14 protein-coding genes are annotated in these 20,517 nt (G+C 62.9%); 4 read left to right on the forward strand and 10 right to left on the reverse strand.

Annotated features, from left to right (window positions below):
* Positions 1-51: 51 nt before the first annotated feature.
* The 6 genes from ACR9Y2_RS07720 to ACR9Y2_RS07745 form a co-directional block, all read right to left on the reverse strand.
* Positions 52-480 (reverse strand): DoxX family protein, encoded by a 429-nt coding sequence (locus tag ACR9Y2_RS07720; RefSeq protein ID WP_435040493.1) that lies wholly within the window; start codon positions 478-480, stop codon positions 52-54.
* Positions 481-709: 229 nt separating this feature from the next.
* Positions 710-1,324, reverse strand: coding sequence for a response regulator (locus ACR9Y2_RS07725; RefSeq protein ID WP_435040494.1), 615 nt, complete (start codon positions 1,322-1,324; stop codon positions 710-712).
* Positions 1,321-4,341 (reverse strand): sensor histidine kinase, encoded by a 3,021-nt coding sequence (locus ACR9Y2_RS07730; protein WP_435040496.1) that lies wholly within the window; start codon positions 4,339-4,341, stop codon positions 1,321-1,323. The genes ACR9Y2_RS07725 and ACR9Y2_RS07730 overlap by 4 nt, the downstream gene beginning before the upstream one ends.
* Entirely contained in the window at positions 4,316-5,326 is a 1,011-nt protein-coding gene (locus ACR9Y2_RS07735) for a glycoside hydrolase family 16 protein (RefSeq protein ID WP_435040497.1), read from the reverse strand. Before ACR9Y2_RS07735 ends, ACR9Y2_RS07730 begins: the two co-directional genes overlap by 26 nt.
* Positions 5,327-5,533: 207 nt before the next feature.
* The gene (locus ACR9Y2_RS07740) at positions 5,534-5,797 is read right to left on the reverse strand and encodes a hypothetical protein (RefSeq protein ID WP_435040498.1); all 264 of its coding nucleotides are present in this window, start codon (positions 5,795-5,797) and stop codon (positions 5,534-5,536) included.
* A gap of 149 nt (positions 5,798-5,946) precedes the next feature.
* On the reverse strand, positions 5,947-11,784 hold the full coding sequence (locus ACR9Y2_RS07745) for a sigma 54-interacting transcriptional regulator (RefSeq protein WP_435040500.1): 5,838 nt from the start codon (positions 11,782-11,784) through the stop codon (positions 5,947-5,949).
* 364 nt (positions 11,785-12,148) lie between these two features.
* On the opposite strand from ACR9Y2_RS07745, the gene ACR9Y2_RS07750 reads away from it, so the two are divergent.
* Positions 12,149-12,655, forward strand: a complete 507-nt coding sequence (locus ACR9Y2_RS07750; RefSeq protein ID WP_435040501.1) for a hypothetical protein — start codon at positions 12,149-12,151, stop codon at positions 12,653-12,655.
* 2 nt (positions 12,656-12,657) lie between these two features.
* On the forward strand, positions 12,658-13,920 hold the full coding sequence (locus ACR9Y2_RS07755) for a hypothetical protein (RefSeq protein ID WP_435040503.1): 1,263 nt from the start codon (positions 12,658-12,660) through the stop codon (positions 13,918-13,920).
* A gap of 33 nt (positions 13,921-13,953) precedes the next feature.
* Here the strand turns inward: ACR9Y2_RS07755 and ACR9Y2_RS07760 are convergent, their stop codons facing one another.
* Together ACR9Y2_RS07760 and ACR9Y2_RS07765 are read right to left on the reverse strand one after the other, a co-directional pair.
* Entirely contained in the window at positions 13,954-14,622 is a 669-nt protein-coding gene (locus ACR9Y2_RS07760; protein ID WP_435040505.1) for a hypothetical protein, read from the reverse strand.
* A 1-nt stretch (position 14,623) separates the two neighbouring features.
* A complete protein-coding gene (locus ACR9Y2_RS07765; protein WP_435040506.1) occupies positions 14,624-16,363 on the reverse strand; it encodes a CHASE2 domain-containing protein in 1,740 nt (579 codons plus the stop codon).
* Positions 16,364-16,439: 76 nt separating this feature from the next.
* Between ACR9Y2_RS07765 and ACR9Y2_RS07770 the strand changes: the two genes are divergently transcribed.
* Positions 16,440-17,435: an alpha/beta fold hydrolase gene (locus ACR9Y2_RS07770; protein WP_435040508.1), complete on the forward strand. Its 996-nt coding sequence runs from the start codon at positions 16,440-16,442 to the stop codon at positions 17,433-17,435.
* Here ACR9Y2_RS07770 and ACR9Y2_RS07775 read toward each other — a convergent pair.
* Positions 17,432-18,121 (reverse strand): MarC family protein, encoded by a 690-nt coding sequence (locus ACR9Y2_RS07775; protein ID WP_435040509.1) that lies wholly within the window; start codon positions 18,119-18,121, stop codon positions 17,432-17,434. The genes ACR9Y2_RS07770 and ACR9Y2_RS07775 overlap by 4 nt on opposite strands.
* A gap of 31 nt (positions 18,122-18,152) precedes the next feature.
* The gene (gene araD, locus ACR9Y2_RS07780) at positions 18,153-18,845 is read right to left on the reverse strand and encodes an L-ribulose-5-phosphate 4-epimerase AraD (RefSeq protein WP_435040510.1); all 693 of its coding nucleotides are present in this window, start codon (positions 18,843-18,845) and stop codon (positions 18,153-18,155) included.
* A gap of 60 nt (positions 18,846-18,905) precedes the next feature.
* Between araD and ACR9Y2_RS07785 the strand changes: the two genes are divergently transcribed.
* Entirely contained in the window at positions 18,906-20,486 is a 1,581-nt protein-coding gene (locus ACR9Y2_RS07785; RefSeq protein WP_435040511.1) for a ribulokinase, read from the forward strand.
* The last annotated feature ends 31 nt before the right edge of the window (positions 20,487-20,517 follow it).

Consider the following 20,517-nt stretch of genomic DNA (forward strand, 5'->3'; position numbering starts at 1 on the left):
GCCGGTACCTCGCCCAACAATCACCGGCGATGGAAGCCCCTGGCGCCGCTGTTAGCGTTGTGGCTTCCGTGTCTGGATTCGATCGATGTCAAAGCGCCTCCGCCCGAACAGGCGGGCATCGATCGACCACGCCCCGGGGCCGAGCATGGCCAGGCTCACGGACAGTATTGCCACGAATAGGCGAATCCACTGGTCCCCTGGCGGAGCCGGGGAGTCCAGCAGCGCAATCGACGCCTCGTCGAGGGCCACTAGCACTGCCATTACGGGGGTCCATAGGCCTGCAATCAGAAAGATGCCGGCGACGGCGGCGATCAGGTCTTGTGCCGCCAGGCTCGTCTCGGGCGAATTTGGGACATCGGCAATAGCGAACTTCAACAGGGCGAAGGCCAGGCAGAGCCTCAGCAGCAGAAGGCCAAGGCCCGGCCAGCTATTGGGAAAGGTTGAGAATAGACGTTGCAGAATGCTTCCCAGCTCAAGCATATTGAGTTTGCGCCGGGGATCGCCTCCCGAGAAAGAGGCCGTGGCCTTACCTCTTTCAAGGGATGCCGCTGGCCGCGCGGCAAGGGCTCGCAAGCCCGGGAGCGAAGGGCCGGTCGGACTACTGCCGGCCACCCGGAGATCTAACCGGCAGTAGCCCCAGCCGCAACCCCTTGTCGTCCTCGAGCTTCCATCCAGTTACCGGTGCCTACGCGACTCCTGGCACAGGCTGCTACAGCTCGATGATTCCGCGTTTGATGCCTATCGTCCAGGCCTGGGTCCGGTCTCTTGCGCCCAGTTTGGCAAGAATACTCCGCACATGGCTCTTTACTGTTTCTTCACTAAGGAATAGCCGCGCCGCTATCTCTTTGTTGGCATTGCCGCCGCCAAGCAACCGCAGCACATCGATCTCTCTTGGAGTCAAAGCGACCTCGGCCGCATGCTCGACGATCTCAACAGCGAGTTCAGGGGAGACGCGCTTCTGGCCGGCATAGACAGCCCGGATCGTCTCCAGCAGTTCTTTGCGCAACGAGCCCTTCAATAAGTAACCCCTCGCGCCCGCCTTGAGGGCCCGGGAAACCTGGACATCGCCGGCGTGAGTTGTCAGAACGATAATCAGCGCGTCCGGGAACTCGGCGCGAATGGAAGTCATCGCCTCGATGCCGCTCGTCTCCGGCATCTGCAGGTCCATCAACGTGATGTCGGGACGATGAGTTCGGAATACTTCCACTGCTTCCCGTCCATTGGACGCCTCGGCCACGAGCTGCATATCAGTCTGGTTATTAATCATTGCGGCAAGGCCTTCACGCAGAAGGGGATGGTCATCTACTGACAGCACTCGAATCACTTTTCAACCTGCTTTCTCCCGAAGAAACGAAATAGTGGCCGGCCGGCCGGTGAACGATACGCAATCGCGCCGGCCACGGTCAACTCAATCTCAGTTCCAGCTTTGGCTCCGCTCCAGATCTCCAGCTTGGCGCCGATCTGGTGGGCGCGTTCCCGCATCCCGGAAAGTCCGTAATGACCGGAACGGCCCGCTTCCAATATTTCGCGCGGAATGCCTCGCCCGTCATCCCGGATACGCAGTCGAAGCATCCGTTCCCCATAGGCAATCTCCGTTTCGACATGACGGGCTTCCGCATGTTTGAAAGCGTTGCGGACCGCCTCCCGGGTGATGGAATAAAGCTCGTCTCGAATAATTGGGTGCAGGCCCCGCACTGACCCTTCCACCAGCAAGTGGAATGCCGTCGCATCCGGTGTGGTTAGTTCGTCACCCAGTGCCCTCACCGCCTGGGGCAGGTCATTCGCAGCGGTGGCCGATGATCTGAGGTCGTACACGGCCTTGCGCCCCTCTGCGATCGCCTGGTCGGCCCGCTCGAGGCTCTCTTCGAGTTGCTCCTTCGCCCTGCCCGGTGGCAGCAGATCCTCCACCACCTGTAGGCGAAGCATCAGGCCCTGGAAGCTCTGCAGCAGCGTGTCGTGCAACCCGCGAGCGATCCTGGTTCGCTCTGCCAGGCGCTCCTCAAAGCGCAAGTTCAGTTCGGCGTGGACACGCGCCAGGCGATACCGCAACCCGGCGAGAATCACCGCCCCCGTCAGGCACAACGCAGTCACTTGGAACCACCGCGTTTCTGTCAGCTGCGGCTCCACCACCAGCGCCACAGTGGCCGGGACTCCGTTCCACAACCCCTCGCTGTTGCTGGCCATGACACGGAAGGTGTAGCGGTCGGGCTTCAGGCTCGTGTACGCTGCCTCCCGCGATTCGTTGGGGTCACTCCAATCGCTGTCGTAACCGTCCAGCCTGTAGCGATACCGTACGCGCCCCGGCACCGCCAGGCTCAGGCCGATAAAGGCGAAGACTACACGCCGGCTGTTGGAAGGGTAGCGGACGGCCGGACCCTGGCCCAGTGGACGCCCATCTACTGTGACCGATTCCACCTTGACCATCGCCGGCGCCAGCGCGGACGGCAACGACGGATTCACCACGCACAATCCGCCCTGGAGTGAAAACCAGATTCGTCCCGCGGCGTCCTTGGCGACCGAATGATCCCGCCGGATGCCCCGCGTCGAAGGCAAACCGTCCGCGAGCCCAAATTGGCGCACCGTCGCCGGCCCCTTCGACTCACCCAGCAGGGACGCCAGCGAGACACTCACTACGTTGCGGTCCATGGTCGCCCAGAGGTTGCCGGAATCGTCCGCCGCCAAGCCGTAGATCTCTCCACGCAGCGAACCGGCAACGTTCTGCGCGCCTTCCAGGCGCGATCCCGACCAGTAAAACAGACCAGAGGCGGAGCCGATCCACAGCCTTCCCTCTTTATCGAGCGCGAGACTGTTCACTCGGCCGGGTGGTAATCCATCCTCGCCGCCGTACCTCCGCCAGATGCCCTTCCGGTATGCCTCCAGCCCTCCAGTGGTGCCCACCCAGATCGTTCCGTCCGGCGTCTCTTGAATCGTCGTTACTCCATCGGCGCTCAAACCGTCGGCGGTGGTGAAAGTCCTGGCACGATCGTTCTCGATATGGCTCACCGCGCCGTTCAGGTTGCCCGCCCAGGCGGTTCCGTTGCGGCTCCGCTTCACCGCGTAAACCGCTCCGGGCGCCAGGCCGTCACGCGCCGTATACGTTCGCGTTTGCAGCAGGCCGGCTTCCTCCCGCAATCGCGTGACTCCTCCGGTCCTGCGGGCAATCCAAAGCTCGCTGGTCCCGCCAGACAGGGAGTAGATCACATCACCGTCCAGGCCAGGGATCGAGATCGCGCGCTGTTCCCTGCCGCGAATCCATAACAGCCCTCCAGAGGCCGGCCCAACCCAGGTGCGCCCTGCCGTGTCGATGTACAACGACCCGCCCTCACTCGCCACACCCGGATAGCTGAGAAAGGGAGCATCGCGGAGTTGCACCAGTCCCTCGGTGCCGCCTAACCACAGGTTGCCCTCGCGGTCCTCAAAAATGACGTGCGCCCCACCAGGCAGGCTTGCGCCAGTCCCACGAATGGTGAAATGGTCCGGATCCATCACGGTGATTCCGGCCGGAGTCGAGATCCAGAGATTGGCATAGCGATCGCGCGTCAGCGCCAGAATCCGGCTGCGTGCCAGTGCCTCCGGGATGCGTTCGCGCGAGATCGTGCGGCCGTTCCAATGCAATAGCCCGGAATCTGTCCCCACCCACAACTCCAGGCCGGCGCCTGGCAGCAACACATTCACCTTCTGGTCGGGCAACCCAATGTGCTCTGCCCGGCCGTCTCGCACGCGGAACAACCCGGTATCGCGCATGCCCACCCACACGGCCCCATCCGTCGTTTCCGCCATCGACATCGGATTGCCATTCGCCGTACCCGCGGAAACCACCGGCGTGAACTGCCCGCCCACCTTGCGCAGCGGCCCGCCAGGTGTAGCGATCAGCGCTTCACCGCGAACACCCCTGGCGAGGGCGGCCGCACCTTCCTCGCGGGCAAAGGTAAACTCCGGTGGAACTTTCTCGGGGTACATCTGCTCAAAACGCCCGTCGCGATAGCGCATCAGGTAGGGACTTTGCATGCGCACCCAGAGCGCGCCCTCAGAATCCACCACCAGGCCCAGGACGGGGCTCGGTGGCAGCGAGGGCGTGCTGGTCTGATCGATCAGGCGGAAGCTGATCCCGTCGAACCGCACCAGGCCGTTCTCCGCGCCAATCCATAGGTAACCATCCGGCGTCTGCGCGATGGCATTGATTGCTCCGCCGGGAAACGAGTCCCGGCCCCATCGAGTCACGATGTGTTGGCTCAGCGTGCGGTTCGGGTCCAATGCCGAAAGCGTGTACGGACTTAGCACCACGCAGGTGAAAAGCAGTAGCGCCCGGCGGCACTCATGGATAGTACGTGAACCGCTCAATCACGACCTCCATCGGGTGCAGCAGTTTGACTTCGGCTGCTCGGTAGACATAGAACGCCACACGCATCGATTCGATTCCAGGAGGCGGTACACCCACCGTGAAGGCGTGCTCCGCAACCGTCGTAGACCCGCGCAAGGTGCGAAAAGTAATCCGGCCTGGCTCCCAGCGCATCGAGAATGTGAGCTTCCCGGAGGGGATGTTGAACCGGTACACGTTCGTCGCAACATCGAAGGGCTGCAAGGCATACTGGGCGTTTTTGTTCACGGGGTCGCCCCAGCGGCCGATCTCGATGTTCATTTCGCGGTTGCGCAGCGAGCCGCTGGCGTAATCGTAAGTGAACATACTGAAGACCGCGGCAGGCTCGAGCTTCTCCAGCCCGCGCACCACGAATTCGTACGTGCCGTATCCAAGATTCCGGGTCAGGCTGGCTTCCGCGCAGCTCCAGTCCTTCTCCGTCTTGGAGATCCGCACGTGCATGGCGCCTTGCTCGTCAACCGAGATGTTGGACGAGGAGTAGACATTCGTCCCGCCTCGTGAACTCGGTGCGTCTCGCAAACGCCACTGGTAGCCGCTGAAATCGACAACGGGCGAAGGCGGCCGTTTCGCGCCGGGCGCCACCGCAATCGCCAGAACACTGCCGCCGGTTTGCGGCAGCGAATCCAGGACATTCTCCACCCGGTAGCCCTCCTTCACCAGCAGGGCCGCATAGTCAGTGCCGAGATGCGTCGCATTGGTCCACTTGGAGTTCGGGCGGATGCTGGTCAGGGGTTGATCGACCAGGGGCTGCACCCACCATTGCCCGGTTTTTGCATACAGCACGATCTTCTGCCCCGGCAATCCTCCCGTCACCCGGCCCTCAATGATATCGTTGCGTGCCGATCCCGCCGCATCCGCCTGCGGTATGCGGGTGAATTGGATCGAAGGCGCGTCGCTGCTGCGCTCTCGCCGGCACGCCTGGCACACCACCGCGGGTACGATCGCCAACACACGTCGCCGGCTAAGCCTCTCGCACACACAATTGACACACGTTGTCTTTCCCATGGCCTTTCCTCTGATCCCCACGTCATCCTCCTTGCTGGAGCGGCATCGAACAGGCCTGCTGATTCTCTCCGTCATTGCGCTGGGGGCTGCTTGTGACGCCCCATCCGTGAGAGGTGCAACCGTGTACCTGGCTCGGTCCCCGGCCGCTGCTCAACTTCCCTGGCGCTGCCTCCTGATCCACTCCCGGATATAGGGCGGGCAATCCTGCAGCGTGATGCCGTTCGTTTCACAGCGCTCCAGGAAGAGGACCGCGGCTTCGTTCACCAGCGTCAGGTCTTTGAGATTCAGGGCCACGCGGCGGCCGTTTTCTTCCGCACGGAGGAGTGCCTCCATCTCGGCCATCGTTTCTTCGTCCATCTGGCCGCTCAGCGTAAAAACCACAGCCCCGTTCTCTGACCTTTGAATCCTCAGCATTCAAATCCTGCTCGGTTTGAATGCAATCCCAAGGCCAGTCGTAACGCACTGAAACTGCTGCGATTGGTGGACAAGGCAATTGGTCAGGTTGGCCAATTGTCCAAAATTGGACAGTTTTGCGCGGCGGTTGCCAACCCAACCCGCAGAGCCTAACCGGCTTCTGGGGGATCGTCGATTTTGAAGCGGTTCTTGTTGATCCGGAACGACCGGATCTTGTGCTCCAGGGTGGATCGGGGAATGCCGAGCCTGGCGGCCGCGCCGGATGGCCCGTACACCCGTCCTCTGCTCTCTCTCAGCGCAGCCTCGATGATCTCCTTCTCCTGGGCGGGCAGCCTCCTCAGCGACTCATGTCCACTGGCCGGTACTGGCGCCGCCGGCTGCTGCGAGAGCCAACTCTCGTCCACCGCGAATTCTTCCGTGTCGCAGACAATCACCGATCGCTCGATCACGTTCTGCAGTTCTCGGATATTGCCCGGCCACGGGTACGCCTGAAGCAGATCGAGACTTCTCTTGCTCAACGTCCGAAAGCTCTTTCCTGCCTGCCTCGCGAAACGATCAATGAAGTACCCCACCAGCAGGGGGATGTCTTCCCTTCGTTCGCGCAGCGATGGTATTTCAATCGGAAACACGTCCAGCCGGTAATACAGGTCGCTGCGGAACGTCCCCGCGGCGATCGCCGCCTTCAAGTCGCGGTTCGTGGCGGCAATAACCCGAACATCCGCACGAATCGTTCCCGCCCCACCGATGCGCTGAAACTCGCGTTCCTGCAAAACGCGCAAGAGGGCAATCTGGGTTTCGGCGGGTAGTTCTCCCACTTCGTCCAGGAAGATCGTGCCTCCTTCGGCCAGTTCGAAGCGCCCCTGCCGGCGCTGTGTTGCCCCCGTAAACGCGCCCTTCTCGTGGCCGAACAATTCCGATGCGATCAGGTCGCGTGGAATGGCTGCGCAGTTCACACTCACAAAGGCGCGCTCGGAACGCCGCGAGCGCTTGTGGATGGCACGGGCCACCAGCTCCTTGCCCGTGCCGGTCTCGCCGGTGATCAGGACGCTCGAATCTGTCGGAGCCACTTTGGATATGCGGGACAGCACCGCGCGCAGGGGCGGCGAAGTGCCCACAATCTGCTCGAACATCGATGCCTTGTCCACCTCTTCACGCAGCACGATGTTCTCCGACTGGAGTTGATCCTTCAGCTTCTTGATCTCAAGAAACGCCTGCTCCAGCGCCTGCTGCGACTGCCTCGCCGCGGTGACGTCCATGATCGCGCCCACGAAACGCACCTCGTCTGTCGAATCCTCCCTGATGGCGTGCGCCACCACGTGGATGTGTTTCACGGCGCCATCCGGCATCAACAACCGGTGGTCGATATTCCAGTCAGCTCCGGTACGGGAAGCGCGGTCAATCATCTCCTGGACTAGGGCACGATCCTCGGGATGGACTCTCGCCAGGACCAGTTCCGCTGTCGGCGTGATCGCCGGGTCGTATTGGAAGATACGATACGTTTCGTTGGACCAGATCAGTTCATTGCTCGCTGGAATCCAGCCGACGCTGCCGGTTTGGCTCAGCCTTTGCGCCTCCGACAGGTAGGTCTGGGCCTGGTCCAATTCTCGATAGAGGTGCGCATTCTGCAGGGAGATCGCCGCCTGCGATGCCAGCAGCTTCAATACCTTGATCCGGTCAGCGGTGAAGGCGCCCACCGCCAGCTTGTTCTCAAGATAGAGCACGCCCGCGATCTTCGCCTGGTTGATCAACGGCAGGCACAGCATGGATCGCACGCGCGAGGCAGGGATGTAGGCGTCTCCGGAAAACGGGTTCTCGGCGGCTGCATCATCGAGAATCACATCCTCTCGAGCGCGCATGGCATACCGTACGACCGACTCCGGGAGAACTGCCGCGCTCACTGATGTCTCTCGCTGGTCGACCCTGATATCGTCTCCGCCGGTGTGCGCCTCCGCCTCAATCAGCAGGTGATCGCCTCGCGGAAGGATCAGCAGTCCTCGCTCAGCACCGGCGTGCTCGATCGCCGCCCTCATCAGGCTGTCGACTAGTTTCTCCAGAACCACTTCGCCCGAGACTGCTCGCGAGACCTTGATCACCGTGGCCAGGTCCAGCAGGTCCGTAGGCGCCAGGATCGTGCCGGTCGCTGCCGGGATCGGCGATTCCTGCTTAAGTTGCGGGTACAAATGGTCCAGCTGTGCCACTTTGCCGTCGGCGCCCCAGCGTTGATAGCAATACCGCGCTTCCAGCAGATATGCGTCTGCGAACTTCTTTAAGCCCCGCCCTGCGTAGAAACGCGCCGCGGCTTCGTAGGCAATCGCCTCGTTATTGACAAAGCCGTTGCTGTGCGCCGACCGGATGGCCTGTTCGTATAACTGCTCGGCCTCCAGCACGCGGCCTTCCAGGCGCGCAATCTCAGCGCCCACCACGGCCACCCGGTTCTCAAAATTGTCCGGGCAGTGTTCTGCCCATGCCAGAAGCTGTTTGTGGCAGCCGGCCAGCGCCTCGACATGTTGCCGGTATTCAACAGGGTGCGCAGCATCGCAGGCTGCCGCATGGCTCAGTGCGGTATAGAAGCAGGCTTCCGCCTCTTCCAGAAAACGCTCCGATGTCCAGAGCAGGGCTTGTGCCTGCGACGCAGCATCGACGGCGGCCGGATAGTCTCCGGCGAAGAAACGCGCCTGCAGCTTCCGCACCCAATACCAGCACGCGGCGAATGCCGATCCAGGGTCACTCGACAGGCGGCGCTCGACCTGTTGCTCATCGAAGTCCGCTTCGTGGAAGCAGCCGAAAGGCGCCGTAGAACCGCGGAGCGTGTGGATCAGCGCCAGTTGTGTCGAGATGTTGTCGATCACCAGGCCGAACCCGGTCTTCCGGACAAACTCCAGTCCTTGCTCAGCTTCCCGTTGGACGTCGGCCAGCGGTTCGCCCGTCGCGATCAGGTTCCCAATCAGGTTGTGCCACGAATAGGCCGCCCACGTGACATCCCCAATGGTTTTGGCGGCATCAAACCCATTCCGGATCAATTCGCGAGCCATCCGCCAGTGTCTGGTCCAGGATACGGTGTAAACGCCGAACCCGATGTGCGTCCGGGCCTTGAACCTTTTCAGCCCCCGCTTCTCGACCAGGTCGTAACCCACTTGGCCCAACTGGAACCCCGCTCGATTGTTGCCGAAACGCGCACCAGCCAGCGTGCCGCCGTGCACATAGGCATAGCACGACGCATCGGTGTTGCCGTGTTCCAGGCTGAAATTCACGATGCGCCAGAGCAGCAGCGGAAACAGATTCGTGTCCGTGAATAGTGCCGGCGGCAACGCCTTGTCCATCACTTCCACCGCCGCCACCGATTCTGGTTTGCTCATCACGGGCAAATCGATGAGCTCCTCGATCCTGCGGCCCGCCAACAACGACCAGATCCGGTCGTACTCTCGCCGCATCTCCTCTTCCGTCGGGTGCGGCGGCCACGCCGCGCCCAGATGCCGCAGGTAGCTGAGGGCCACCTCGATCGCCAGGTCGCTCCGGTTGAGCGTCGTATAAAGATCAATGCGTACGCAGGTCACGGCTCCCTGGTCCACGGGGCCCACGGCGCAAGTGGCGAGCATCTCCAACCGCGCCTCCGCCTCCGCCAGTTCGCCCGTCAGGAACTCGCACTCAGCACGGTGGAACTCCAGGGCGAACATCAGCTCCGGCCTGCGCTGCCAACCTGCGTCTCCCAGCAGTGCCGCGCCGGCGCGGAGATAGTGCAGCGCCGAAACGTAGGCCGTGGAGGCTTTCGCTCGCTTGCCGGCAACCAGGTTGAACTCTGCCAGCTGGTCCTTCTCCTCTCGCGAGCCAATCAGGGCGGATCCGCGATTCAGCTGGTTGACGATCTCGAAGATCCCCTCTTCGCGTTCCTTCTGGGAGCCATGCGCCGCCAGCCGCCTGCCGATTCGCAGATGAGCCTGCGCCCGCTCTTCCTCAGGGATCAGGGAATAGGCGGCCTCCTGAACACGATCGTGAAGGAAGCGATACGAGTCCTTTAGGCGCAATATGAAACCAGCCCCGGCCGCTTCCTCAAGTTGTGCATGCAGCTGCTCCATGGAGTCCTCGCAGACTACCTGCAGCATCGTGAACTCCGCGCTGTGGCCCAGGCAGGCGAGCTGCTTCAAGGCATTCCGGGCCTCGGGGATCAGGCGGCTCAGCTTCCTGACCATCAGCTCCACGACATTGTCGGTATACCCTTTGGCGTGAATGCCATCCAGATCACAAAGCCATCGCCCCTCGACATGCTCGAAGGTGAGCAGTCCCTCTTCAAAAAGCGCGGAAAGAAATTGGATGGCGAAGAAGGGATTGCCGCTCGTCTTGTCGTGAAGCAATTGCGCCAGCGGGCCAGAGTAGCTCGTGTCGCAATGCAGGGAATCCGAAATCAACTGCTCCAGGTCTTCACGAGTGAGAGGCGCCAGGACGATGTCCTGCAGCAAGGCTCCTGCCTCGCGCATGGCCCCCAACTTGCGCACCAGCGGATGGCCAGCGTCCACTTCGTTGTCCCGATAGGCCCCGATCAACATCAGGTGCCTCATGTCCGGGCTCGATAACAGGTCCTCCAGCAGGTCCAGCGTCGCCGCGTCGAGCCACTGCAGATCGTCCAGAAACAAGGCAAGGGGATGCTCCGGCCGTGCGAAGACACTGATGAACTGACGGAATACCTGGTGGAACCGGCGCTGGGCGTCCTGCTGCGGAAGTTCTGGAACCGGCGGCTGTTCTCCAATGATCGCCTTCAATTCCGGCACCAGGTCCACCATCAGTTGCCCGTTCGCATCCAGCGCCTCATGCAGCGCTTTCCGCCACTGGCCCAACTCCGCTTCACTTTTGCTCAGGAGTGGACGGGTCAGGCTCTGAAAGGCCTGCGCGAGGGTGGCATAGGGGATGTCGCGCTTGTACTGGTCGAACTTGCCGGATGCAAACAGTCCACGCGGAGGAACCAGTGGTCTGTGCAGCTCATTCACTACGGCCGATTTGCCGATTCCGGAATAACCCGAGACCAGCACCAACTCCGGCCTGCTGCCCGCCACCACGCGATCGAACGCGCCAAGAAGCGTCTCGATCTCTTTCGCCCGCCCATACAACTTCTCAGGGATCAGCAGCCGGTCCGGAGCGTCGTGTTGGCCCGGTAAGAAATCCGCGATGCACCCGTGGGCTTCCCATTCAGCGAGGCAATGCCGCAAATCGCTCTCCACCCCGGACGCAGTCTGGTAGCGCTCCTCTGGCGTTTTCGCGAGCAACTTCATCACGATCGCGGAGACACAGGCCGGTATGCTTTTCACTTGTGCGTGAGGCGGCGGCGGGTGCCGTGCAATGTGGCAGTGTACCCACTCAATCGGCTCGGAAGCCGCAAACGGCAGGCTGCCGGTCAGCATCTCATACAGCGTCACCCCAAGGGCATACAGATCGCTGCGCGAGTCGACCGATCGATTCATGCGCCCGGTCTGCTCCGGTGCCATGTAAGGCAGCGTGCCGGCAATGAACTCGGGCGGTTCTGGCGCCTGATGTTCCCGGCGCAGGCGGGAAGCGATCCCAAAACCGATCAGCCGGACCTCGCCTGTGACGGAATTGACCAGGACATTGCTCGGCTTTACATCCTTGTGGATCAGCCTCCTTCCGTGCAACCCGCTGAGCGCTGTTGCGAGGCTGACAGCAATCCGTAGAAACTGCGTCAACTCCATCGCCCCTGCCAGCAATCCATCGAGAGTCTCGCCGCCAGGATCTTCCAGCACCAGCGTGAGCTGCGCGTTACGATCGGAAAGTTCCATCGGCCGCGCCGCCCAGGCCGGGTCCAATTCGCTCCTCAATGAGTATTCGTGATCGATCTTCCTCAGCGTCTCTGGGCTCGGTCGAGTGGACGCCGGGGCCAGCAGGAGAGCGGAAGGCAGCTCTGGCTCCGCCGCGCGAGCGCGGTACAGGACGAGTTCTCCGTCATCACGGAGGCGTTCCAGTGAGTACTCCGAAAGCTGCACGACTATGCTCCGCCGCATCATCGCGCTGGTTGGCTTTCGAGTGGTTCGAGAAGATCCGATGATGCCTATTGAGGCGATTGTACAACCGGATTTCCACAGGAATCAAAAGCGAGTATCTTCGACGCGTAGTGTGGCTGACACCCTCTCTCCACAACCACTCCGCCAATCCTAAGACAAACCACACTCAAAAATACTGATTCCCTCACTTCCCTCCCCTCACACTATTCGTCGAAAAGCGCCGGCGAAGAAAAAGCGGTCACAGTCGGAGGGAATATTTTTTGCGTTATTCTTTTCATTCACTTACACGAAAACCAGCCGTCCATGCCGAGGACCGCCCCTCTATCATCGCTTCGGAGCACGAACTATGAAAAAAGACGATGCCCGATTCGATGCGATGGCCGCTGCCGCCCTCGCTCGCAACATCCGGCTTGCGGATGACCAACTCTGCCTCTCCTCCGCCGACGAGGCCGGAGTGTGCTCGTACGAAGACCCCGCTCGCTTCCACGCCTACTGCGACGACGTGCTCCAGGACTTCCAGCCCCACTCCCTCCACGAGCAGATCGTCGCCAACTCCGTCGCTGCCCATCTGTGGAGCCTCAAGCGCTACCGCGGCGTCGAGAGCGGCCTGATCGATGCCAACCTCCGCGACTCGTGGCACAAAGTCGCGCCCGGTGATTCCGCCCCTACACCCGCCCAACGGCTCCATCAGGCTTTGCGCCCCCTCACCTCGGACGAACGCACTACTCTGACCGTCCTGGACCAACTCCACGACCAGCTCCACCGCGCTTCTCGCGCCAATGCCGATCGCCTCGCGAAAGCACGCCGCCGCCGCGACACTGCCGCGAAAAAGGAAGCCACCCGGGGACGCTAGCCATGTCAGCCACCACTCCACAACCCGCCCTCTCCCCGCGCCGCCTCGACGCTAACCGCGCCAATGCCCGCCGCTCCACCGGACCGCGCACCGAAGCCGGCAAACGCATCTCGTCTCAAAACGCACGCAAGGCGCCGCCCTGCCCCATCGACTACGACCTGCCCAGGCAGTTCTCCCTCGAATGGTTCCAGGAAGCACTCCGCCTCACCGCCCCCTGCGTCTCTGACCGCGCCCGCCTCCTGCTCATCAACCGCTGCATGCTCCAGGCGCACGAGATCCGCTGGCGGACCCTCGAACGCACCCTATTCGACACTGCCTGTGCCGAAACCGGCGGCGACCGCGAACAAGCCGCCCGCTGGGTCGCCCATCAGCCGTCCTTCGTCAAAGCGCTCAAGACTTATTACCACTGGATCGCCCGCCGCATCCTGAACGTCGAACGGCAACTCGCCGCCATCGCCGCCTCAGCCGAGGCGCCCGCTGCGGAATCGGTCAAAGTGATGGCCGCCGGCTCATCTTCGGAGAGGACGGGCGGCGCGTCTGACCTTCAACCGGATGGCTCTTTCGTCATCGCGTGGAATCGAAGCCAATCCGCCGGACTGCTCGATCTGGGTCGAGGCTGGCGCCCGGTGCCGCCCGTACCCCCGGTGCCCCCTGTCCGGCCGGTGCCGCCGGTCTCACCCATCAGGGGACGCTACCGCCTTTACCCCCACTGCCCCGCCGGTCCTCTCGGCCAGTCCGCCGGCCAACAAAACGAAGCCATGCCGGCCCAACCCGTGAGCGCGCACCGCTTCCCAAACGGAGCCGCGAATGTAAATGAGCGGATACCCCGCCCTGAGACTCCAATCAACTCAGCCATGGGACCCCAACCACCCATAGTCCTAAGCGATAGGGAAACGGCTCCAACAAACACTCCGCCGAGCAACCGCGAGACCGGAGCAATCGAACCCAACCGAGCAGCCACCGAGGACCAACTCCCAAACGGAGCCGCGAATGTAAATGAGCGGGTATCTCGCCATGAGGCCCCAATCAACTCAGCCATGGGACCCCAACGACCAATAGTCCTAAGCGATAGGGAAACAGCCCCAGCAAACACTCCGCCGAGCAACCGCGACTCCGGAGCAATCGAACCCAACCGGGACTCAACCGAGGCCCTCCGAGCAGCCACCGAGGACCAACCCCCAAACGGAGCCGCGAACGTAGGTGACTGGATACCCCACCCCGAGGCCCCAACCGGCCCTCCCGAGCAGTCCTTCGACACCTCTTGACAGCTGCAGCGAGCTCGGCGAGAGGCTGAAACCCTAGTGCGCCTGCTGCTTGAGCAGCGCGTCCTCGATCTCCACGATCTTCTTCTTCAGCCAGGCAGCATCGGTCCAGTGATTGGCCGCTTCGCGGTAGAGCTCACCCGCATCGTAAAGCAGGCCAGCCTTTTCCAGCGCGGCTGCGCGGGCCACCACGGCCACGGGGTCAGGACCTGCCGCTGCGGTCAGGACCGGCTCCAGTTCCTTGCGCTTGTCATCGGGCAGGGCCTTCACGCGGTCGGCCATGGTCCCTTTGGGGGCGGCGGCGCTGCTGCCGCGCGTCATCATCACCCCGTAGTGCTGCTGGCTGGCCAGGGAGAGCTTCTGGACTTCCGGAAGATAACAGGCGGCCACACTCTTGCGGCCCACCAACTCACCGGACTTCACCTGCACCTGCGATTCCGTCAGCGCCGCTTCACCGTTGGCCGACAGCGCGGCGGAGTACTTCTCAGGACAGAACAGGAACGCAGCCGAAGCCGAACCAGCCTTCAGGACATCGCCAGCGAACAGGATTTCGCCGGGTTTCACGGCCGCCGCTGCTGTTTTGCCGCGCGCCACCGTGGCTCCGGCGCCCATCACCAGGCCCACTGGCTGTGATTTTCTGACCTGGGCCGGCGCCACCGGCAATAACAATGCCAGCGATGCCCACGCCAAACGACTGCCTTGCATCTCAAACCTCCGCAACGGTGTAGATCGACTGTTCGACACTTTTGCCCCGCACCGTAACCTGGCCAAGACGCCGGGCCTCGACGGAGCCCTTCACGCGGTCCCATGTGGCCGCACTCATGAGAATGCGCGTTTGGAACTCCTTGTTCAAGCCCTCGAGCCGGGCGGCCAGATTGACGGTATCACCCAGAGCTGTGTAATCCATCTTATCGCCTGAGCCGACATTGCCGACGATCGCGTCGCCGGTGTGAATGCCCGCGCCCGTGCGGAACTCCATTGGCTGACCAACCATCTCAACAGCGCACCGGACAGCGCGCAAAGCGTGGTCGCCCAGGGCGGCTCCTTCGGCATCGCTGAAAATAGCCATGATCCCGTCGCCAATGAACTTGTTCACCTGGCCGCCGTGGCGCACGATGCAGGCCGTCATCACGGCAAAGTACTCGTTGAGACGCGCAACGACGGTCTCCGGTTCCTGCGTGTCGCACCACGCCGTGAAGCCACGGATGTCCGTGAACAGGATCGTCACCGCTTCACGCCGGCCGCTCAGCGCGATCTTGCCGGACGCGTCCAGCGCCTCCGCTACCTGCTTGCCCACGAACACGCGCACCGCATTCCGGAAAGTGTCGCGCCCACGGGCAGCGAAGAAGTAGCCGAAAACCAGGGAGAGCAAACCGGAGATCAGCAGCGGCAGCAGGATCTCTGAGGGCGCCACCAGCCAGCCCCCTCCGAACAGGAGAAAGCCGGCGCTGGTGCTCAAGGCGGCCAGCACCACCAGGTAGCCGAAGAGCGGCCAGCCCGCAACCAGTAGGGTGACCAACGAGGCGGCCAGGCTGACCGCGGCCGTCAGCGTGACCTTCAGCGGCAGGCTCAACGGGACGATGTGGCGTCCGCTCAACAGGGTCCACACAGCGTTGGCATGGATCTCGACCCCCGCTGTGTTCGCCGGCGTGCCGGCGCGGAAGGCGTAAAACGGCGTGGCATGCCGGTCTGTAATGAGGTCCGGACCCAGCAGCACGGCCTTCCCGCCCACCCAATCCTGCAACTGCTTGCTGCGCCCGGCGCGGGCGGCATCGACGAAGTCGCATAGGGACACCCTGGGGAAAGTCCCGGCCGGGCCGACATAGTGGATCAACATGTTGTGCTGCGGATAAGTGAGCGGACGGCCCATGAAACGCTCCGAGACCGCCAGCGACATGCTGCGCGAACCTTCGGCTTCCGCCAGTTCAATCGACCGGATGAAATCATCCTCGTCGGCGCGCAGGTTCACATACGCCGTCTGCCCCATCGCAGCAGCAGCCATATTCATGGGCACGGGCCACTTCCTCTGCTGGGATAGCGTAGAAGCGGCATATCCGCACATCACCGGCATGCGGCTTGAGGTGGAAATCACCGCCTGCGCCATCCGTTCGTCATACCCGGCGGCCCATTGATTGACCGGGATCGGGAACGCCACGTCGAGGCCCAGGACTTTGGCGCCGGCATCCGCGGCTGCCTCGATCGCTTCGGCGTAGTAGCCATGCCAGAGGAGCAATGGTTCCGGGAAGCGGTCGAGCGATTTCTGGTCAACCACAATCAGGACAATGTCTTTGGGCTGTTCAGGCTGCGCGGCTACGAAGTAGAGATCGCCGGATTTCAGGTGCAGCAGCCGGATGATGCGGGTTTCGCCCAGGGCGAAGGCGAACACGCTCGCGGCCATCCCAATGAAAAGAACCGCTGAAATCAACCGCCATTTACCGCCCGGCACGCCACCCTTCCTTTCGGCTTAAACCCAGTGTAGACGAAGTGCCCGCAGGCTCCGGCCATGGTATAAGCTCAAGCCCATGCGGTCTCTATTCCTCCTGTTCGCGGCGTCCGTGCTGTGTGCGCAATCCGGCCAGAAGTTCGCCGAGGTGAAGAACCTGAAGCTGGAGGGCGGACAGACGCTGGCGTCGTGCAAGGTGGGGTATCAGACCTACGGCACCCTGAATGCCGCCGGCACGAACGCGATCCTGTGGCCCACCTGGTTCTCGGGCAAATCCTCCGATCTGTCAGGCTTCATCGGCGCCGGACGGATGGTCGATCCCCACAGGTTCTACGTGATCACCGTGGACGCACTGGGGAACGGGGTAAGCTGCTCGCCCTCGAACACCCAGGGCGCCTTTCCGGCCATCACCATCGGCGACATGGTCAATGCCGAATACCGTTTGCTGACCGAGAACCTCGGAGTGAAGAGCCTGCACGCCGTGATGGGCATCTCAATGGGCGGCATGCAGACATTCGAATGGATGGTGGCTTACCCGTCGTTTCTCCGCAGGGCGGTCCCCATCGTCGGGTCGGCCAAACTGACCTCGGCGGATCTGCTGCTGTGGCAGGCCGAGCTTTCTGCGATCGAAGCGGTGCAGAAGGCAGGCGGGGATCCCAGAACCGCCATGCCGGCCGTGCTGGCGATGCACGAGTTCGCCTTGAGTACGCCCGGGCACATGGTGGCCAAGACCTCCGCGGCGGAGTTTCCGGCCCTGAAGAGCCGGCTGGAGGAGAACGCCCGGACGGGCATGGATCCGCGCGACTGGGCGGCGCAGTTGCGCGCGATGATGGCCCACGACGTGTCGAGGAAGTTTGGCGGATCCATGGAGAAGGCGGGCGCGGCGGTCCAGGCCAAAGTGCTGGATGTCGTGGCGCTGCAGGACCACATGGTGAACCCGGCGTCGGCGCTCGTCATGGCGGAGACCGCTGGGTTCGAGGTGCTGCGGTTGATGGGCGACTGCGGGCACGGTGCGCCGGGCTGCGAAGAGGCGAAGTTGAACGCGGCGGTGTCGGAGTTCCTCGGCCGTCCTTAATGCACAGTGCCGCGGATCAGGGGGCCGGCCAATCCCTGTAGGCCGTTCCAGGCGATCTGGACCCCGATGCAGAACAGGATGAAGCTGGACAGCCGCATGACCACGCTCATCCCCGTGGGGCCCAGCGCGCGGCTCATCCGCTCGGCCGAAGCGTAGCAAATCCAGATCAGGATGCAGATGGCTCCGGCGCCGATGATCGACGCCACCAGCGCCTCCAGCGACAGCAGCGACGACGTGTCCAGGCGCTTGGGCAGATTCGCGCCCAGCGTGATGGCCACCGAGATGGAACCGGGGCCGACAGTCAGCGGCAGCGTGAACGGGTAGAACGAACGCGTCAACAGATCGACATCCGTGACGCTTTGCTGGTCCTTATTGGGGCGGTCCGGCTGGTTGAGCAGCGCCCATCCGGCGGCCGCCACCACAATGCCGCCGCCCAGTTGGACGGCGGGCAAGGAAATACCGAAGAATGCCAGCACCTGCGCCCCAATGAACAGCGACGCCATCAACAGGGCGAAACTGTTCAAGGCAATCTTACGGGCGAGGCGGTGCTGGACCTCGTGCGAGTGGGATCCGGTCAGCGTCAGAAAGATCGGCGCTCCGCCCAATGGGTTGACGATCGGGAATAAGGTCGCGGCAATGAATACCGCGGCCTTGGCGACCTCTGGTGCGGAGAACTGGATGAGCATGGGCCTCTCTCCAGTCTAAGCCGCGTGCACTTCAGTTCTGGCCGTAAGTGGCGCCGGGGCCGTGCTTCCGCAGAAAGTGCTCATCGTGCAGGGCCTGGCCGATGGCGGTCAGCGCGGGGTTCAGGCCCACGGTGATCGAGGCCATGCGGGCAATCTCCTCCAGCAGGACGGCGTTCATCGCCGCCTTGGCCGGAGAGGCGCCCCAGGCGAAGGGGCCGTGGCTGGAGACGAGCACGCCGGGGCGGGTGAGGGGATCGATGTTCTCAAAGCGGCGGATGATCGCCTTGCCGGTGTTCAATTCGTACTTCGACTGGATCTCTTCATCGGACAGTGGAGCCGTGACCGGGACGGAACCATGAAAGTAGTCGGCGTGGGTGGTGCCGAAGCACGGAATCTCGCGTTTGGACTGGGCCCAGGAGACGGCGTAGGTGGAGTGGGTGTGGACGACACCCTTCACGCCCGGAAAGTGACGGTAGATTTCGAGGTGCGTGTCGACGTCGGAGGAGGGCCGCAGCGTGCCCTCGACGATGCGGCCGTCGAGGTCCGTGACCACCATGTCTTCCGGCCGCAGTTTCTCGAAAGGGACGCCGCTCGGTTTGATCGCCATGAGACCTTCCGCGGGTGAGAAACCGCTTGCATTTCCAAAGGTATACATCACCAGTCCACGGCGGACGATTTCCAGATTCGCTTCCAGGACTTCAACTCTGAGTGACTCGAGCAGCATGAATTCTCCTCCTTCCAGCGTATGCGATAAGATCCTCTAGACGGAAGGAGCATTCATTTCATGGCCATCGTAGCCGGAGTTGATTTCGGAACCCAAAGCGTCCGCGTGTCCCTGTTCGACAGCGAGCGTGGGCGGTTGGGCGCAGCCGCGGCGGAGTACCCTGTGCTGAGAAAGCGCGACGATCCGGACTATGCGACACAGCGTCATACAGACCACATGAATGCGCTTGCAGAAGCGACCCAAAAAGCGCTGGCGGCAGCCGGTATTTCGGGTGACCTGGTGGGCGCCATCGCGCTCGATACGACCGGCTCGACCGTGATCCCGCTGGGCGAGGGCCTGCAGCCCCTGGACGACTACTATCTATGGTGCGATCACCGCGCCAAGAGCGAAGCAGCCGAGATCACGAAACATGCCCGCGAGTCCAGCCTGGAGGCGCTGAACTGGTGTGGCGGCGTCTACTCGTCCGAGTGGGGCTTCTCCAAGCTGCTGCACTGGCTGCGGCACAATCCAGACAAGCGCGGCTCGATGGTCACCGCGATGGAGCATTGCGACCTGGTCGCGGCCGACCTCTGCGGCATCACCGATCCGGCCGAAGCGCCCCGCAGCATCTGCGCGATGGGCCACAAATGGATGTGGAACGCGCACCTGGGCGGACTGCCGCCGGAAGAGTTCCTGGTGGGCGTGGATCCGCTGCTGGCCGGCGTGCGCGCGCAGCTGGACGGCCGCTATGAAACTTCCGACGTGCTGGCCGGGCATTTATCCGCACCCTGGGCGGAACGGCTGGGCCTGCCCACCGGTATACCCGTGCCGGTGGGCGCCTTCGACGCGCATTGGGACGCCATCGGCGCCGGCATCCGCGAAGGCGACGTAGTGAACGTGGTCGGCACGTCCACTTGTATGATGGCCATCGCTCGCGAAGTGGGCCTGATCCCGGGCGTCTGCGGCGTGGTGAAGGGCTCGATCCATCCGGACTACTACGGCATCGAGGCCGGGCTTTCGGCGGTAGGCGATATCTTCGAGGCGATCGCGCGGCGCGCTGGCTCAACCGTGGCGGAACTCTCGAAGGGGCTTGGCTCCTACAAGGCGGGCTCGACCGGCCTGTTGCGAATGACTTGGGACAACGGCGACCGGACGGTGCTGGTGAATCCCGAGTTGGGCGGCGTGACCCTGGGCTGGACTTTGGGTTCCACCGCGGCCGATGAACTATTTGCCGCGATTGAGGGCACAGCCTTCCATACGCGGATCATCCTCGAACGCATGGCGGGCCATGGAGTCACCATCCACCGGGTGATCAACGGCGGCGGCATTCCCCAAAAGAACGCGACCCTGAACCGGGTATACGCGAACGTATTCAACAAGCCGGTGCTGGTGCCGACGCAGGAGGTCACGAGCCTCGGCTCGGCGATCTTCGCCTTCATGGCGGCGGGCACGTTTAAGAGTATTGATGAAGCGCAGGCGGCGATGTGCCCGACTTACCACGTGATTGAGCCGGACCCGGCGGAAGCGGCAGTGTACGAGCAACTGTTCCAGCTCTACCAGAAGCTGTACTTCGCGCTGGGGCAGCCCGGCTCGGATGCCGTCCATCTCGGAGAAGTGTTGCCGGCATTGCGGAAGTTGCGCGGCCAGTCTTCCGGTGTCTAGACTGGGTTACTCCCATTGGCGTGCCGGAACC

The sequence above is a fragment of the Paludibaculum fermentans genome, from assembly GCF_051172195.1.
GTDB classification, from domain to species: domain Bacteria; phylum Acidobacteriota; class Terriglobia; order Bryobacterales; family Bryobacteraceae; genus Paludibaculum; species Paludibaculum fermentans_A.

What these genes read in the sequence shown, in the direction of transcription:
- ACR9Y2_RS07720 (WP_435040493.1), bottom strand. Translation starts at nt 480, where the DNA reads ATGCTTGAGCTGGGAAGCATTCTGCAACGTCTATTCTCAACCTTTCCC.
- ACR9Y2_RS07770 (WP_435040508.1), top strand. Translation starts at nt 16,440, where the DNA reads ATGCGGTCTCTATTCCTCCTGTTCGCGGCGTCCGTGCTGTGTGCGCAA.
- ACR9Y2_RS07740 (WP_435040498.1), bottom strand. Translation starts at nt 5,797, where the DNA reads ATGCTGAGGATTCAAAGGTCAGAGAACGGGGCTGTGGTTTTTACGCTG.
- ACR9Y2_RS07775 (WP_435040509.1), bottom strand. Translation starts at nt 18,121, where the DNA reads ATGCTCATCCAGTTCTCCGCACCAGAGGTCGCCAAGGCCGCGGTATTC.
- ACR9Y2_RS07750 (WP_435040501.1), top strand. Translation starts at nt 12,149, where the DNA reads ATGAAAAAAGACGATGCCCGATTCGATGCGATGGCCGCTGCCGCCCTC.
- ACR9Y2_RS07785 (WP_435040511.1), top strand. Translation starts at nt 18,906, where the DNA reads ATGGCCATCGTAGCCGGAGTTGATTTCGGAACCCAAAGCGTCCGCGTG.
- araD (WP_435040510.1), bottom strand. Translation starts at nt 18,845, where the DNA reads ATGCTGCTCGAGTCACTCAGAGTTGAAGTCCTGGAAGCGAATCTGGAA.
- ACR9Y2_RS07760 (WP_435040505.1), bottom strand. Translation starts at nt 14,622, where the DNA reads ATGCAAGGCAGTCGTTTGGCGTGGGCATCGCTGGCATTGTTATTGCCG.
- ACR9Y2_RS07755 (WP_435040503.1), top strand. Translation starts at nt 12,658, where the DNA reads ATGTCAGCCACCACTCCACAACCCGCCCTCTCCCCGCGCCGCCTCGAC.